The following is a 15,145-nucleotide window of genomic DNA, read 5'->3' as shown; positions in this document are numbered from 1 at the left end:
GTCGTTGTGGTTAATCGCCTGCTCAGGTTCTCTATCTTTAATGACGAGTAGATTTATATTTGCAATAGACAGAAAAATAGCTGCGTCAGTCCTCAGAACCTATTCCTTCAATCAAATCATCGACTTGTTCATGTTTTATTTTTTTAATATATAGAAATATTCAATTGAATAATTGAATTATAGTGTTAGGTATTCCATATGTCAAGCAAGGTTAAGTGATTCTATTAATATATCAATCCCTATTGAGATGGGCGAAGTGTTCAAAATTCCCTTAAATTTAGTTCTTCAAAAGAATCGGTAATGATTGTTCATATTGTAGCCAGTACCTTTTTTGAATTAGTTCATCACAAATAATATTTAATTCAAATTCCACTCCTGTACCCCTTCATCAATCCTATAAGCAGTAAATCCTTTCTTCTTTATATGTTCCACAGCTTCCGTTGTATTCACGCAATAGGGACCTCTACAGTACACTGCAAGTTCTATTTGCTTAGGCAGCGTTTGAAGGTATGCATCGAGTTCTTCCATCGGTACCGATATTGAACCTTTTATATGCGCTGCCTCATACTCGTCATTAGGACGGATATCCAAAACAACGATCGAGTTTGAAGCCATTCTTTTGATCAATTCTTCTTTTGCAATCGTCTGAATACCTTCATATTGATGAAGCAGGTCTTCTTTAATACGAGGTATATCGGAAAGCCGATTCTCACAGAGCTTCCATAAGACAACTAAAAACTCGGTCACTACAGGATCTTCTAGACTATAAATCGCGTAGGTCCCTTCTTTTCTGAATTTCACCAGGCGCGAATCCAACAAGATTTGAAGATGCCGTGATACGTTGGCAACACTCATACCCGTATGTTGGGCTAAAAGCTCAACAGATTTAGGGCCGTTGGAAAGTAAATCCAAAAGCTCGAGCCGCTTGTCACTGGACAAACATTTTCCGATACGGGCATATTGCTGATATAATCTTTCTTTAATGGACGTTTCTGATTGCGAGTGCATCATACAAACCTCCTTTCAAGTCCTATTAAAAATCGGCAACTACTCAGTTAAAGCATTGCCGATTTTAATCTATTTTATTGGTGTTACTTGCTTGCCAGATTTTCAATTTTTTCTTTTAGTATGTGCTTTTGGTTAATTCCCACCATCGTATCAGCTAGTTTACCCTCTTTAAACAAAAGAAGAGTAGGGATACTTCTGATACCAAATTGCGAGGCCAGTTCTGCCTCTTCGTCGACATTGACTTTTGCCAGTGTTGCTTGTCCCTTTAGCTCATCAGCTAATTCCTCTACAATCGGAAGCTGGATTTTACATGGACCACACCAAGGAGCCCAGAAATCGACCAAAGTTACTCCCGACTGAATTTGATTATGAAATGTTTCTTTCGTTAATGTTATTGCTCCCATAAAGAAAGACCTCCCTTAAATTTTTAAAATACTTTAAAATCAATCAAATGTTCAATTGATTGATTGAATTATAGTATAATAAAAATGTCCCGTCAAGTTGTATTTTCCCATCATTCACTAACTTTCATTACTTTAAAGTTTTTTGATGAAATACGGTTTGGGGGCACATTAAAGCTCGGAGGCACTTCTGCGACTTCTTTTTTAATGTGTAGTTACAAACATTTGATTGAGCCCTGAGTATACTCATCTCAAACGAGCTGTAACTCCGCCATCTAATGGCATGACAATTCCTGTAATCCATGAAGCCGAGTCACTGGCAAGAAATAGTATGGCTTCTGCTACATCCAGAGGGGTGCCATTCCGTCCGATCGGATGAAAGGCGTTAAACCCAGGAAGCACTTTAGCCACTTCTTCTTCACTCATAAAGGTGTTATAAATCGGTGTTTCAACAACGGCAGGTGCTACAGCGTTCACTCGGATGTGATCCCCAGCGAATTCAATCGCCAAATTTCGAGTCAGGGCGTGCCGTCCTGCCATGGCGGCCGAGTAAGCAGATGACGGCGTTGCTTCTACTGCTTGGATCGCCCACATCGAGCCCGTATTAACAATCGCTCCTCCCCCTCTTTTTTTCAATTCGGGAATGACAGCTTGAGAGGGATAAAACGTCCCTTTCACAATGGTATCCAGATAAGATTGTAAATCCTCTGGTGTATGCTCCAGAAAAGGAGTCGGGTTAAATTTCCCTGTGTTGTTAACCAGTACATCAATGCCGCCAAAAGATTCGACGGCCAGTTGGACTATTTTTTTCGAAGTTTCAGGCAGACTGATGTCACCCACAGCGGGCAATACCTTTTTTCCTGATGGATCAATCTCTAAAGCGGTTTGTTTCAGAACCTCTTCACGGCGGCCATTAATGACGACATTGGCACCTTCCTCAAAAAATCTTTGCGCTGTCGTTTTTCCGATTCCAGTTCCTCCGCCAGTGACAATAACCGTTTTATTCTCAAATTTCATCTTACGCATCTCCTCGTTTTCATTAATTTTCATAAGTATCTGGCTCAAAATACTGACTAAGGATGTACCTCTATAACAAAGTATTCAAAGAGAAATCAGAAACGGCCTATCTTATAGTTCACCAATTTTCATTTCCTTATTCCCCTCTTTAATCGAAAGATAGACTTTGCGTGACCAGCACCATAGAGAGGTCTTGTTTTACACTTGAACACCATTCCTAATGCGTTTTCGGTGCTAACAAACTAAAGCCTCTTCATCTCGGATGGTACCAAGTCCGTGATTGAAATAATATTGTCGATTTACTTTCAGAGAAAGTAGAACCGATCTTCCAAACCCAAACATTTAGTTTCAAAACAGAGAAGAAGTGAGTAAAATGATAATTCGACCGACTTATCAGGCATTGTAAACAGTCCCGAAAACCGACCTAAACTGCAAACCACAAGAAAGGCGTCCAAAACTATCATGGTCTAGGTGCTACCATCATGAATCAGATTGAACTTGGCTTGTTGTCCTTTAAGCTAACCATGGATAAATTATCTAGTTGCAACGCACTTTGACTTATCACCTCTTCTAGATTGTTGTAGCACCGATCCAACTTCTTGCATAGGCGGTCAACTCATCCCGAAAATTTAAACTATGGTGTCAGCTTGTAGAAGCAGGTTCTAGGCCAGGAATTTCGTCTTCTGCTAGGCTGCTACTAGCCGTAACTTTTGTTGTAATTTTATAATAGTCCCCATAATTCAATATCATTCTAGATAATGAACCTGTGAATTCATTATCTAGTTAGGGTTCGCTCGTGAAACAAGAGCAAAATCACAGAATCGAATCCCAACGTGGGAACTCATCTGTGATTTTGCTTTCCTTGAATATTTCCACTTTGGATTATTTGTTCATGCTGAGCCATTTTCAATTACGATGAAATGGAACCACTCACTGATCTTATAATCTCTCAATTTGTTTTTTTAATATCTTCATGCTGTTTTGAATAATAAGTCTCTGAGCACCACTTAATTTGAGGCTCTCTATTCTTCTCATAAATCTTTATTAGTTGGTTTAAAACGAAAACCTTTTGTACGATATTTTCACAAAAAAAGTTAAGCTGTCGTTCATAAAAATTAATTTCCTTTTGATAAGGATGGCGATACGTTTGATTCCTCTCATATACATCAAGAAGCTGAATATGTAAATTATATATATCTTTATAATAAATCTTAATCTCCTCCCTTCTATTTTAGAATCAGTATACCCATTTAGACAAGGAAATAGACATATGAATTCAATCTAATATTTATTAGAAATTAATCAACAAAATGAAAAAACTGATGAGATGGTTTCGCCCCAACTTAAAAATTTCAATCTATAAACAGGCCTGTTAATTTTCTAAATATCTCAGTAAGTTAAAGCCTAGGTACCAAAGATGCATTCTCCAAATAACAGGATGAAATTAGAATGAGTGCAACATTTTTCTGAAACGGGTAGCCATTTCAATCAGCTATACATAAAGTAAAAAAGCCCCTTTTCAACGGGGCTTTTTAGGTTAGATATTAGATTGTCCTGTTGCTAAAAATGTATATAACATAATTTTATTATAGCGAGCAAAGGTAATTCTCCCTTCAGTTAATGTTTGTCTCACTTCTTGTTATAAAAAAAAGGCTATCCTTTTTCACCATAAAATAAGAATACTTAGATTATTTATTCACTGATAATTTTGTATTCACTTATCCTTTATTCCTGATTTCATTGGGTTTTCGGGGATATTGACTGTCTCATTTAGATGGTATAAACAGTCTCATTTAATAATAAAATTAGTCTCAATTGATGTTATAAACCACATGTATTGCTAAAAATTTAAATCTTGTAAGCCTTCATAGCTTTTCTTAGCTCTTTGAACGAAGGACGTTTACCATACATTAAGACACCCGTACGGTAGATCTTGGCGGCCAGCCAACCGAACAGCAAAATGGAGGCGACCAGAATACCAAGTGACAGCCAGATTTCCAGCAGGCTCGCCCGTTCCAGACCAATCCGCAACAGCATGACGGTTGGCGAGAAAAATGGGATGTACCCGGCAACCTTTACGAAAATCGTATCAGATGCGGCGATATTGAAGATACCGATATAAAAGGCTGCTAGTGACAGCACGGTAATCGGCATGATCGCCTGTCCCAACTCCTCGGTACGGCTAACAATGGAGCCCACCGCGGCGAACAGTACTGCGTAGAGAAAGTAGCCGAGGATGTAGAATACCAGACCATAACCCAACACCGCGATATTCAGTTGCGACAGATCCAGCCCGGCTGAGCTAAGAATGACATTATTATGCGGCAGCATAAGGTTGGCACATACAGCGGCTGCAAAGACAGCAATTTGCAGCAGGCCGACCAGGAAAATGCCGATAATTTTTCCGAACATCTGGGTCAACGGTGAGACACTTGTGATGAGAATCTCCATGATACGTGAGCTTTTTTCCGATGTCACCTCTGCAGCAATCATATTCCCCGTCATCATGGAGGAGGTGAAGAATAAAATCATCAGTACATAGACCAAACCATAGTTAATCATAGAGGTCTCTTTTTCCTCTGTCCCCACAGCTCCCCCTGCCTCAGACGAACCGTCTACTTCCCTGCTGTCCACTATTACAGGTGTGCTAATCTCACGAATTTGATCACTGGTCAATGCATTGCCGCCCATAATGGCTTTGACCTTAGCTTCCTGAAGTCCCGTCTGCAACAATGTAATTACAGCAGGAGATGGCTCTTTTTCTACAGAGACATATTCCACTTTAGGAAACGTGTCTCCCTTGTCGGTAGGCTCCGTGAACTGTACGTAACCTTGCAGCTCCCCATTTTTCAAGGCTTGCTGCATGGCTGGTGTTTGTACGTTGTCATAACGCTTCCAGATGGCTGCCGGGTTGGATTGCTCCTTGGTGAATTTCTCCAGTTGATTCGCCACTTCTATCCGGCTCCCGGCAATCAGTCCCAAGCGATGATGCTCGGCTGCCGTCGTGCCCGAACCTCCTGTCCCATCTGCTTTAAACAAAGAAATCAAATATGGCAGATTCATACCAAGCGTAATGAGCAAGGCCAGTACCAGCGTTGTAATGATAAAAGATTTGGTTCTCGCCTTCTGACGAAACGTAAAACCGATTACCGTACCCAGTCTATTCATGGGAATCACCCACCTCTCTTATGAAAATCTCGTTCAGCGTAGGTTCCTTGATCTCAAAATGCTCTACATCCGTTTGCTCCAACGCCGTTTGTAATACCAACTTCGCCGCATTCGGCTGCTCAATATGCAGCATCCAGCCGCGATCCATAGGCTCTACACGGCGCACGCCGGGCAGCTGTTCCAGTCCGTTCACTTCACCTGTAGTGATGAGACGAACTTTTTCACGCGGGTAACGGCCCTTAATCTCCTGCACACTTCCCTGCACAACTGTATTTGAGCGATGCAAAATCGTAATATGACGGCACAGTTCCTCCACATGCTCCATGCGGTGGGTCGAGAATAAAATCGCAGCCCCATCGTCCCGCAGCTCTTTTACCGTATCCTTAAGCAATTCAACGTTTACCGGATCAAGCCCACTAAAGGCCTCATCCAAAATGAGCAGCGTCGGGCGATGCACAACGGCGGCAATAAAGCCCATTTTCTGCTGATTTCCCTTGGATAGCTCCTCAATCCGCTTGTCGTAATATTCGGGCACTCCAAAGCGCTCCAGCCAGTAGCGTAGACTTTTGTCCGCCTCCTTAGCCGACATTCCGCGCAACCTGCCCAAATAGTTAATTTGCTCGCTCACCTTCACCTTGGGGTACAACCCTCGCTCCTCGGGCAAATAGCCCATCGTCCGCTGAAGCTCCTTGCTGTAGGGCTTGCCCTCATATTGAATGTTACCTCCATCAGGGTAAATCAGACCGAGCACCATGCGCATCGTTGTCGTTTTGCCTGCTCCATTGCCTCCCAGTAGTCCGTAAATCTCCCCACCGTTCACATTCAGCGAAATTCCGTTCACCGCCGTGTGGTTCCCATATTGCTTCACGACCTCTTTCAATTCCAGCATGTTCATGATTACTCCGCTCCTTTTTTCTGCGTGTATGTCTCCGCATCTTCTGATAGTTGTCCCGCAGACCAATGTACTAAAATATCATCCAGTTCCAAACGCCGCACACGGATGGGGCGGATGCCCGCTTGTTCCAAGATGGCGCTGGTCTCTCCGGCTGCCAACGTTACAATTCGCTGCAATCCGCCTTCGCTCTCCATCTCTACAACACCCGGAAGTTCCGATGCCTCCTCCGGTGTGCCTTCAAACCACATTTCTTTGCTATTTTCGAGCAAATGGTCTTTTTCCAGCTTGCCGAGCAGCCTGCCATCATGCATCAGGACAATATAATCCGCCAAACGCTTAATCTCGTCTATGATATGAGTGGCAATAATGACCGTCGTTTTGCCGTTCTCCATACAATCCCGCAGTTCCTCCAGCATGATTTTCCAGGCAAAAGGGTCTAAACCCGACGAAGGCTCATCCAGCAGCAACAAACGAGGGTGAGGCGCCAAGGCTGCAGCCAGTTCAAACTTACGGCGCTCTCCCTTGGACATGCGCGATAATTTCGTATGCTGCGGAACCTGAAATCGTTCCATCAGACGCTGAAAACGTGTTTCATCCCAGCCGGGATACCACAAGGCTCGAAACGCCGCTGCTGCTTCTGCTGTGAGTCGATCTTCCTCACGGGTCGGCTGCTCTGACATATACCCAACCCATTGTCGTGTATCTGCCGGCATGCCGTCCGGATACGCTTGACCGAACCAACGTATTTCACCGGAATCCGGGTGGATAAGCTGAGTCAGCAGATGAATCAATGTACTTTTGCCCGATCCGTTATGTCCAGCCAAAGCGACTACATATCCCGGTTCAATGGTTAGATTAATCGGTCCAATTTCCCGGTTACCTCGAGTTTTATAGACTTGGCTCATCTCAATAATGGGTGTTTTTATCTGTATCCCCATAGGAACTTCCACATGATGGTTTACATCGTTTTTCACGGGCGTCACTCCTTCACTTGGACTTCATACCTTCTCTTCACCATTTCTGCGAAAAGCTCCAACAATTCCTGTTCTGTCATCTGTACAGCGATGCCTGTGTCAATCGCCGTTTCCAACGCCTCGGTCACTGCTTTAAGGCGGTAACCTGAGCGCTTATCGTCTTCGACCAGAGCTACGAAGGTGCCCGTTCCCTGCCGGGTACGAAGCAAGCCTTCGTTCTCCAAATCCTGATAGACCCGCCGGACGGTGATGACGCTGCAGCGGAGCGTCCCTGCGAACTCCCGAATGGAGGGAAGCAGCGTTCCCGCTGCAATCTGTCCGGTTACGATGAGTGAGCGAAGTTGCTTTTCAATCTGCGCATACAGCGGTTCCGCGCTATTCTCATCAATTTGCACTGGTATATTCACCTGCTTCTCCCCCCTTTTTATCTATCTTTGTACACATACCGCTAAGTTAAATCCCGTTTCATAAGCTTACGCTGTGTCACCCTGTAGGACATCCACATACCCAGAGCTCCTGCCAGCAGCGCTCCCCACATCACCGGAGACAACAGCTGCCATTCCTTGCTGTAAAATGCCGTTATCGATACCAGATTGGCCCCACATACTCGAACTATAATCGTAACTATCCCACAAATTAGCATGATGACAATGGATAGCCAAAAGTAGGATTTACCTTTTTTAAGAAATTCCAAATGAATATAAATGGCTTGAATCAGCATTCCGTAGCCTATCCAGGTAAGTGCAAACGATACAAAGAAACCTGTACTGGCATATACCCGAAACGTAGCTGACAACGTAAACAAGAGAGTGAAAAATATCACACTATTCACAACAAACGCCAAAAGCGCCTGTTGAATTCGACTCATAATCACCGCATTCATCGGTATAGGCAAGGTGCGGAAAAAGGCTAGCATATGCGTATAGGAATCTTCCTGAAGATATTTAAATGCACGGCGGTTATAAATGTATCCGAGAAACGGAATCAACACCAGCATGATAAAATCGGCTACCGGACTCAAGTTTCCACGTTCATCCCAATGCACACTTACAGCAAAACTCATGGTAAATCCCAAATACGCAATAAACAGCAATGTCCACAGCATAACATATGGATTGTTGCGAAAATCCTGCCGGGTAATCTTCCATGCCTGCTTGATGATTGTCATTTTCTTATCCTGATCCCTTCTGCACTGCCTGTAATGACGACCTCGTTCTCTCTTCATACGAAGTTATTATTAAAGTAATCAATGTTATTACTGTATATATCTTTATACACAGTATATAAACCATGAATTACAACTGTCAATACCTGAATGTAAATTGTGCGTACAATCACAATAGCTCGTCAGGACCTATGCTACTCTGTAAATGATAAACGTTCTCAATCAAGGGGATGAACAAATGGATAAGATACTGCACTGGGATGAGCCGATTTTTAACCTTGTTAACCGTTATCCCGAAGTGAAGGACATTATGGTAGAGCTGGGTTTTCATGATATCGCCAAGCCTGGCATGTTACAAACCGCAGGTCGTTTTATGACATTGTCCAAAGGTATTGCATTGAAAAAAGTAGCTACGGAAACCGTGGAACGCACGTTTTTGCAACATGGTTTTACCATTCAAAAATAAAGGAGCTAACGATCATGAGCGAGCTAATTAACAACCGTGAACATACAGCACAGGAATTAACAGAACGTCAACGAACACTGAAGGAAATTATAAAAGAATTACATGCCGGGAAAAGCGTCGAAGAGGTGAAAGCGCGTTTTGCAGAGGCTGTTGGCGGAGTAAGTGTGGCGGAAATTTCAGCTATGGAGCACGCACTGATGACCGAGGAGGGAATTCCCGTATCGGAAGTTCAGCGGCTCTGTTCCGTGCATACTTCGATCTTCAAGGGCTCCATTGAGGATATTCACCGTCCTTCAGGACCGGAGGAACAACCGGGACATCCTGTCCACACATTCAAGCTGGAAAATCGGGAGATCGAACGACTAGTCAACTTTAAGTTGGCATTGCATGCAGAGCAATTTCAAAAGGAGGACAGTCCCAAGGTTATTTACAAGCTGCTTGAGGATTTAAGTCTGCTAATGGATCTCGACAAGCACTACAGTCGTAAAGAAAACTTGGTCTTTCCTTATCTAGAACGCTATGGAATTTTTGGCCCGACCAAAGTCATGTGGGGTGTGGACGACGGCATTCGTGCCGCGATTAAGGAAGCGAAGAGTCTGCTCGCCGAATATAACGGGGATCGTGAACAGATTGGGAAGGCGCTTGCCCATATCATGAGTGAAGTAAATGAAATGATATTCAAGGAAGAGAATATTTTGCTGCCGATGGCACTCAGTAAGCTGACAGAGGATGAATGGCTGAAAATAGCCCGGGAAAGCGAGGAAATTGGATTCTGCCTGACCGCCCCCGAACGCGAATGGATACCCGAACGGGCAGAGGAGCCTGCAGAAGCCCTTGAGCAAACGGAAGGCACATCAGGAACACCGCAAGGCTTCGTGCGATTCGAGACAGGGATTGTATCCGTACAACAATTGGAACTGCTGTTGAATCATCTTCCTGTTGACCTGACCTTTATAGATGAAAATGATGTGGTTCGCTATTTTTCCCATGGTAAAGAACGAATCTTCGCGCGCACGAAAGCCGTCATTGGTCGTACCGTACAGAATTGCCACCCGCCCCAAAGCGTGCATGTCGTTGAGAAGCTGCTGGAAGATTTTAAGGCAGGTCGCAAGGATGTTGAGGATTTTTGGATTCCAATCAAGGACAAATTTGTCTACATCCGTTATTTTGCCATTCGTGATGCAGAGGGCCGCTATCTGGGAACGTTGGAATTTACGCAAAATATCGCACCAATTCGTGCCTTGGAAGGACAAAAGCGTATTCTATCCGAATAGTATCCAACCGTAAGCCACCATGTTCAGGTTTTTGCCACCCATATTTATAATATGTTGTTCTACTATAAGTTTGGCCCCCAGCTTTTCATAAAAAGTACATGCTGGATTATCTGCTAGCACCCATACGATTACAGAGTGAATATCCAAACTATTAAAATGTTGAAGCAGACGTAAAAATAGTCTCTTCCCCAAGCCTAAACTATGGTATTCACTCAAAACGTAAATAGCCGTTATTTCTCCCCCATACGGGGGATATTCACCTGACTTTTCCGGCCCCCCACTCACAAATCCGATGATTTCCCCCTTCTCATTTTCAGCAACATATACCCGATGACCGTCTTCACTGGATAGATTCGCATTCCACAGTTCTGTTCTTTGCTCATAGGAAATCTGTTCCAGAACCTGGGCGGGCATTATTTCTTTGTACGTCGTCCTCCAGCAATCTACGTGCACCTTGGCGATGCCCTCGGCATCTGATATCGTTGCTTCCCTGATGATCATGTGAGTTCCACTCCTAGTTTCCAATATTATACTTTCCATATACCGACGATCCGAATCTTGATCTATAATAAAAATGTTCACTGCTATTCATTCATTCCTGAAGGATTCGACTTGAATAAAATTGTTTCATTTTATGTACGTTCGTGGCTGTAGCTGTATTGATCATAGGCTGGAGTATCGGGTTGACGCCCGTAGGCAATCTGGTCTTTCAATATGTATTTGGTATGTCCCCGGAATTGATCGAACCTACCAAGAACGTATTTCAGGTTCTTACTTTACTATACATATGGGTAGCTGTCCGTAACATATATCAGGGACTTATTATTAACAAGCACCGAACGGCATGGATGACATTCAGCTCGTCCATACGTATTATCGTGATGCTACCAAACCTATCTTTATCGGTAGGCTGTTTTCTGTAGCTTTGCAATTCTCGCGCTTATTCTCTGTATCTGCTTTTTTCCAGGACTGGACGGCAAAGTGGCGGGAATTGTGATGGCTGTTTCCGATGAATGCATCATCCTGAAAAAAACTTACCTAGAGAGCCTTATGCAAAGGACCCGCACATTGACTCCCTATGGCACAACTCGCTTTTACGAGGTCAAAATATAAGGGCCGTTCTTTGTAATCGCAATCGTGTGCTCGTATTGGGCTCCCCAACTGCCGTCTGCTGTGCTGATGGTCCAGCCATCGTCCCCCCAGAGCACGGCCCCCTCGGTTCCTAGCGTAAATACCGGCTCGATGGTAATCACCATCCCTTCGCGCAGGGGTAATCCCGTTTTGGGACGACCGTAGTGCAGAACCTCTGGCGGCTCATGCATTTGGCGGCCAATACCATGCCCGATCAGAGGCTTGACGTTGCCGAATCGCCGCCAGCCTGCTGCTTCTTTTTCCACAGCATGCCCGATATCCCCCAATGTCCTCCCCGGGCGGGCAACCTCGATACCGCCCATCAGTGCCTTATGGGTCTGCCGCAACAGTCTCGCTACCGGGCGGCTAATGTTACCTACCGCATAGGTCCATCCTCGGTCAGCCAGCCAACCGTCCTTGTTAACCACAATGTCGATGGTCACAATATCCCCATCATGAAGCACCCGCTCCGAGGGAAAACCATGGCACACCACCTCATTGACCGAAGCGCAGGTGGCATAAGGGAAACCTTTATAGCCCTTTTGTTCAGGCGTGGCTCCGCGCTTGTTTAAAAACTGCTCCACCCAAGCGTCGATTTCAAGCGTTGTGATTCCCGGAAGAATACGACTTTCCAGCGTACGATGACAATCTGCCAAAATACGCCCGGCCTCCCTCATGTAGCCGATTTCCTCCGGTGTTCGTATCGCTATCTCTATTGGAATCCGCCTCCTTTGAGCATACAAATACACTAAACCTATCCCATTGTATGCAGGGCAGACACAAAAAAACCGTCTCCTCTGTGGATAGACGGTTTATAAAAGTCGTATTTCTAGTTTTTCGGGTAATCGAACCCTTTAAGATACTGAAGAATTTATGCGACCGAGTTCGTTTTCCACCACCATGGTCAACTCTTCCTCATACCCTCCTGTAATCCGGTATTTTCGCACATATTCCTTTACAAATTTTTTGGGATCCTTAGGCCGGAAAATTCGAGTCATTTCCCGCAGACTTTCCTTTACTTCATTGTGACCTTTCGTTGCCATGTAACTCCCTCCCAAAACGTTGAAAATAAGTGCTCCGTTGAAGAGAATGCCGAAAAGTATTGATGTCCTTATGCAGTGAAGTAGTATGTCTAATTGCAGCTTAGGTCGGGAACGCCTTAGGCAAGGCATGTACCTGACACTTGTATTAACCGATTTTCTTTTGGCTGAATCACTACCCCATTATAACATATTCAGATACAGCTTTCAGCTTTCCAGTAAATTTACATTGATTTTACCTATCTTTTACGCATCATGTCATTTGGGGTACTACATCAGCTGTTGCACAGAGGGTATACCTTATTTATCGGTTTTTGGAGTGTATGTGTTTGGGGTAAAATAAATAAACATAACAAGGAGGGAAAAGGATGAGCCGCTATGCTCCGCTGTTCACTGCACCTGTTGCCCGTATGTCTGCCCTGAACATAGGAACTTGTGAAGAGGAGGGCATCAATGCCTCCTTACTTGATCAGGCAGACCGTGAAGTTCAAGCCAAGTTTCCTAAAATGCACAGCTTCCTGCTGCTGCGCCACGGTAAACTGATCTGGGAACGCTATTACAACGGTCATGAAGCAAGCTCTCTGAACGATTTGCGATCCGCGACCAAAAGCTTCACTTCCACGCTCATCGGCATAGCTATGGCTCGCGGTGATATGCCCGGGCCAGAGACGGCTGTACATAAGCTGTTGCCTGAGTATTTACCTAGGCGGAAGGAAACACTGCTAGAGCAGATTACGATTCGCCATCTGTTGACCATGACATCCGGCTTGTATTGGCAGACAGGCAAAAAGCTCGGAGAAGCTTTTATCCACCGTTTTCATCGCAGCAAAAGCTGGCCGTCCTTTGCCCTGCGCTTACCTGTACAGGAGGATCAACTCGGTGTATTCCAATATCGCAGTGTTGACTCGCACTTGCTGTCCGTGCTACTGACCCATTGTTGTGGGATTGACGCCTATACGTACGCTCTCCAGCATCTGTTCGAACCCTTAGGTTTTGGGAGAAGTGGTTGGGCACAAGATCCAGAGGGCTACACCATGGGACATATCGGGCTATATCTGACATCGCGTGACATGGCTAAATTCGGCGACTGCTGCCTTCATCAAGGCAGCTGGAACGGAAAAGAATTGATACCGGCCGATTGGCTGCATCAGGCGACACAGCGACAGGTCGAAGGCTATCCAGAATTCGGGGATTACGGATTCCAATGGTGGACAGGACGACTCCACGGCATCAACTACGCGTGTGCACACGGACATGGAGGACAGCAAATTTATCTTGTGCCAGAAGCGAACGCAGTCGCGGTATTTACAGCAGACAGCAAGGTGAGCCGTTGGAAAAATCCGCGAACACTACTGGAGCGTTACGTTTTGCCAGCCGTATCCTCCCTCAACTTGGAACGTTCCTGAAATGAGCTTCAATGTGCTTATTGAATATAGGGGGCTAAACAATCATGGAAGTCTTACCACCAAAAATTCTAATATTGTACGCCAGTTACGGGGAAGGCCATGTACAGGCCGCCCGGGCAATTAAGGACAGTTTGCGAAGACTCGGACACTGCGAGGTACGACTACTTGACCTAATGGCTGAATCTCATCCCTGGTTGAACAGTCTGACCAAATTTGTATATATGCAAAGCTTCAAAACCATTCCACAGCTTTACGGATGGGTCTATAACATCACGCGCGGTATGCAGGCTACATCGGCCTTCGGCCATGTGTTGCATTCATTCGGAATGCGTCAACTTACGCTCACACTGAAAAAGGAGTTGCCCGACCTCGTAGTACATACATTCCCGCAGCTCGCGCTTCCGGCGTTACGTCGCAAAATGGGAATGCATTTGCCGATTGTCAACGTGGTTACGGATTTCGATCTGCATGGGCGCTGGCTGCATCCCGATATTGACCGCTACTATGTAGCCACTGAGGATATGCAGCAGGAAGCTGCCCAGCGGGGAATACCGATCGAACGCATTGCCGCGACGGGCATTCCGATCCACGCTTCTTTTTATAACATGTCTGCCGACGAAGCGCCTGTTCAAGAACAGCTAATCCCACCCCTACAGGCTGAGACTACTACGCTACTCATTATGGCTGGCGCCTATGGTGTGCTATCCGGCATAATGGATATCTGTCAGCAATTAAGCCAGCTTCCTCAGTTGCGGCTACTCATCGTCTGCGGTCGTAACCAGCAACTGAAGGCAGAATTGGATGCGCTGTATGCAGACTACCCGGACATTTACACCTATGGATTCGTGGACTTTGTTCCAGCACTTATGCGTGCGAGCAATCTGGTGATTACGAAGCCGGGCGGCATTACACTCTCAGAAAGCATTGCATCCGGTTTGCCTATTCTTGTGTTCAAGCCCGTACCCGGTCAGGAGCTAAATAATGCTCTATATTTGCAGCAAAAAGGAGCTGCTCGGATTGCTCGCACTACGGAGGAGCTGATTCAGCATTGTCTCGACCTGATTTCCATCCCCTCTCTTGCTGGAGAGATGACGCAGGCGATTAAGCTACTTCGCAAACCTCATCCCGCAGACCAAATTGCCGAGGATATTTTGCATCAGCTTGTGGATAAAAGAACCTCCGTCCGGACAAATTAACGGA

General features: G+C 45.1%; 15 protein-coding genes. 4 read left to right on the top strand and 11 right to left on the bottom strand.

Annotated features, from left to right (window positions below):
* Positions 1 to 357 precede the first annotated feature (357 nt).
* From MKY16_RS03075 to MKY16_RS03040, 8 genes are all read right to left on the bottom strand, one after another.
* A complete protein-coding gene (locus MKY16_RS03075) occupies positions 358 to 1,011 on the bottom strand; it encodes an ArsR/SmtB family transcription factor (protein ID WP_340954055.1) in 654 nt (217 codons plus the stop codon).
* Positions 1,012 to 1,091: 80 nt separating this feature from the next.
* A complete protein-coding gene (gene trxA, locus MKY16_RS03070; RefSeq protein ID WP_340954053.1) occupies positions 1,092 to 1,412 on the bottom strand; it encodes a thioredoxin in 321 nt (106 codons plus the stop codon).
* A 243-nt stretch (positions 1,413 to 1,655) separates the two neighbouring features.
* On the bottom strand, positions 1,656 to 2,426 hold the full coding sequence (locus tag MKY16_RS03065; RefSeq protein ID WP_340954051.1) for an SDR family NAD(P)-dependent oxidoreductase: 771 nt from the start codon (positions 2,424 to 2,426) through the stop codon (positions 1,656 to 1,658).
* A 1,848-nt stretch (positions 2,427 to 4,274) separates the two neighbouring features.
* Positions 4,275 to 5,594 carry an ABC transporter permease gene (locus tag MKY16_RS03060; protein WP_069010900.1) on the bottom strand — a complete coding sequence of 440 codons (1,320 nt, stop codon included), beginning with the start codon at positions 5,592 to 5,594 and terminating at the stop codon, positions 4,275 to 4,277.
* Positions 5,587 to 6,489 carry an ABC transporter ATP-binding protein gene (locus tag MKY16_RS03055; RefSeq protein WP_029515932.1) on the bottom strand — a complete coding sequence of 301 codons (903 nt, stop codon included), beginning with the start codon at positions 6,487 to 6,489 and terminating at the stop codon, positions 5,587 to 5,589. The genes MKY16_RS03060 and MKY16_RS03055 overlap by 8 nt, the downstream gene beginning before the upstream one ends.
* A gap of 2 nt (positions 6,490 to 6,491) precedes the next feature.
* Positions 6,492 to 7,427, bottom strand: coding sequence for an ATP-binding cassette domain-containing protein (locus tag MKY16_RS03050; RefSeq protein WP_185156356.1), 936 nt, complete (start codon positions 7,425 to 7,427; stop codon positions 6,492 to 6,494).
* A 41-nt stretch (positions 7,428 to 7,468) separates the two neighbouring features.
* Positions 7,469 to 7,870 carry a GntR family transcriptional regulator gene (locus MKY16_RS03045; protein WP_039270421.1) on the bottom strand — a complete coding sequence of 134 codons (402 nt, stop codon included), beginning with the start codon at positions 7,868 to 7,870 and terminating at the stop codon, positions 7,469 to 7,471.
* A gap of 41 nt (positions 7,871 to 7,911) precedes the next feature.
* Positions 7,912 to 8,631 (bottom strand): hypothetical protein, encoded by a 720-nt coding sequence (locus MKY16_RS03040; protein ID WP_029515935.1) that lies wholly within the window; start codon positions 8,629 to 8,631, stop codon positions 7,912 to 7,914.
* 235 nt (positions 8,632 to 8,866) lie between these two features.
* On the opposite strand from MKY16_RS03040, the gene MKY16_RS03035 reads away from it, so the two are divergent.
* On the top strand, positions 8,867 to 9,094 hold the full coding sequence (locus MKY16_RS03035) for a DUF1858 domain-containing protein (RefSeq protein ID WP_340954049.1): 228 nt from the start codon (positions 8,867 to 8,869) through the stop codon (positions 9,092 to 9,094).
* A 14-nt stretch (positions 9,095 to 9,108) separates the two neighbouring features.
* A complete protein-coding gene (locus MKY16_RS03030; RefSeq protein WP_029515937.1) occupies positions 9,109 to 10,368 on the top strand; it encodes a DUF438 domain-containing protein in 1,260 nt (419 codons plus the stop codon).
* Here the strand turns inward: MKY16_RS03030 and MKY16_RS03025 are convergent.
* The 3 genes from MKY16_RS03025 to MKY16_RS03015 form a co-directional block, all read right to left on the bottom strand.
* Positions 10,357 to 10,869, bottom strand: a complete 513-nt coding sequence (locus tag MKY16_RS03025) for a GNAT family N-acetyltransferase (protein ID WP_340954047.1) — start codon at positions 10,867 to 10,869, stop codon at positions 10,357 to 10,359. The two genes, MKY16_RS03030 and MKY16_RS03025, sit on opposite strands and share 12 nt — an antisense overlap.
* Before the next feature lie 593 nt (positions 10,870 to 11,462).
* Entirely contained in the window at positions 11,463 to 12,248 is a 786-nt protein-coding gene (gene map / locus MKY16_RS03020) for a type I methionyl aminopeptidase (RefSeq protein ID WP_340954045.1), read from the bottom strand.
* Positions 12,249 to 12,353: 105 nt separating this feature from the next.
* Positions 12,354 to 12,542, bottom strand: a complete 189-nt coding sequence (locus MKY16_RS03015; RefSeq protein ID WP_007428354.1) for a hypothetical protein — start codon at positions 12,540 to 12,542, stop codon at positions 12,354 to 12,356.
* Between the two features lie 365 nt (positions 12,543 to 12,907).
* On the opposite strand from MKY16_RS03015, the gene MKY16_RS03010 reads away from it, so the two are divergent.
* Both MKY16_RS03010 and MKY16_RS03005 read left to right on the top strand, forming a co-directional pair.
* Entirely contained in the window at positions 12,908 to 13,945 is a 1,038-nt protein-coding gene (locus MKY16_RS03010; RefSeq protein ID WP_029515940.1) for a serine hydrolase domain-containing protein, read from the top strand.
* Positions 13,946 to 13,989: 44 nt separating this feature from the next.
* Positions 13,990 to 15,141, top strand: a complete 1,152-nt coding sequence (locus MKY16_RS03005; RefSeq protein ID WP_029515941.1) for an MGDG synthase family glycosyltransferase — start codon at positions 13,990 to 13,992, stop codon at positions 15,139 to 15,141.
* Positions 15,142 to 15,145 lie beyond the last annotated feature (4 nt).

It is taken from the genome of Paenibacillus sp. FSL L8-0641, assembly GCF_038006265.1.
GTDB classification, from domain to species: Bacteria; Bacillota; Bacilli; order Paenibacillales; family Paenibacillaceae; genus Paenibacillus; species Paenibacillus polymyxa_D.
This window is presented reverse-complemented; position numbering and strand designations above follow the sequence as displayed.

Coding starts and splice junctions, on each gene's coding strand:
- MKY16_RS03015 (WP_007428354.1), bottom strand. CDS start 12,542: ATGGCAACGAAAGGTCACAATGAAGTAAAGGAAAGTCTGCGGGAAATG.
- MKY16_RS03010 (WP_029515940.1), top strand. CDS start 12,908: ATGAGCCGCTATGCTCCGCTGTTCACTGCACCTGTTGCCCGTATGTCT.
- MKY16_RS03055 (WP_029515932.1), bottom strand. CDS start 6,489: ATGAACATGCTGGAATTGAAAGAGGTCGTGAAGCAATATGGGAACCAC.
- MKY16_RS03025 (WP_340954047.1), bottom strand. CDS start 10,869: ATGATCATCAGGGAAGCAACGATATCAGATGCCGAGGGCATCGCCAAG.
- MKY16_RS03035 (WP_340954049.1), top strand. CDS start 8,867: ATGGATAAGATACTGCACTGGGATGAGCCGATTTTTAACCTTGTTAAC.
- MKY16_RS03050 (WP_185156356.1), bottom strand. CDS start 7,427: ATGGGGATACAGATAAAAACACCCATTATTGAGATGAGCCAAGTCTAT.
- MKY16_RS03060 (WP_069010900.1), bottom strand. CDS start 5,594: ATGAATAGACTGGGTACGGTAATCGGTTTTACGTTTCGTCAGAAGGCG.
- MKY16_RS03040 (WP_029515935.1), bottom strand. CDS start 8,631: ATGACAATCATCAAGCAGGCATGGAAGATTACCCGGCAGGATTTTCGC.
- trxA (WP_340954053.1), bottom strand. CDS start 1,412: ATGGGAGCAATAACATTAACGAAAGAAACATTTCATAATCAAATTCAG.
- MKY16_RS03065 (WP_340954051.1), bottom strand. CDS start 2,426: ATGAAATTTGAGAATAAAACGGTTATTGTCACTGGCGGAGGAACTGGA.
- MKY16_RS03030 (WP_029515937.1), top strand. CDS start 9,109: ATGAGCGAGCTAATTAACAACCGTGAACATACAGCACAGGAATTAACA.
- MKY16_RS03005 (WP_029515941.1), top strand. CDS start 13,990: ATGGAAGTCTTACCACCAAAAATTCTAATATTGTACGCCAGTTACGGG.
- MKY16_RS03075 (WP_340954055.1), bottom strand. CDS start 1,011: ATGATGCACTCGCAATCAGAAACGTCCATTAAAGAAAGATTATATCAG.